Source organism: Massilia terrae, assembly GCF_024753145.1.
In the GTDB taxonomy this organism is placed as follows: Bacteria; Pseudomonadota; Gammaproteobacteria; order Burkholderiales; family Burkholderiaceae_D; genus Telluria; species Telluria terrae.
Map to the genome: position 1 here is coordinate 1 of NZ_JANUGU010000030.1, position 566 is coordinate 566.

General features: G+C 50.7%; 1 rRNA gene. It reads right to left on the reverse strand.

Annotated features, from left to right (window positions below):
- Positions 1-540, reverse strand: a 23S ribosomal RNA gene (locus NX778_RS24540); the annotation flags it as partial.
- Positions 541-566 lie beyond the last annotated feature (26 nt).

Here is a 566-nt window from a genome sequence, read left to right on the forward strand (position 1 = left end):
GAGGCTCCGACTGTTTGTATGCACACGGTTTCAGGATCTATTTCACTCCCCTCCCGGGGTTCTTTTCGCCTTTCCCTCACGGTACTGGTTCACTATCGGTCGATTACGAGTATTTAGCCTTGGAGGATGGTCCCCCCATATTCAGACAGGATTTCACGTGTCCCGCCCTACTTGTCGTACGCTTAGTACCACCGTCCGGATTTCGTGTACGGGGCTATCACCCGCTATGGCTGCCATTTCCAGAGCATTCCACTATCCAGTCGACTATCACATACAAGGCTCATCCCATTTCGCTCGCCACTACTTTGGGAATCTCGGTTGATTTCTTTTCCTGCAGCTACTTAGATGTTTCAGTTCGCCGCGTTCGCTTCACACACCTATGTATTCAGTGAGTGATGACCTAAAAGGCCGGGTTTCCCCATTCGGAAATCTGCGGATCAATGTGTGTTTGCTCACTCCCCGCAGCTTATCGCAAGCTACAACGTCCTTCATCGCCTGTAATCGCCAAGGCATCCACCATGTGCACTTATTCGCTTGTCCCTATAACTTTGGCTCCTTGCGACTAA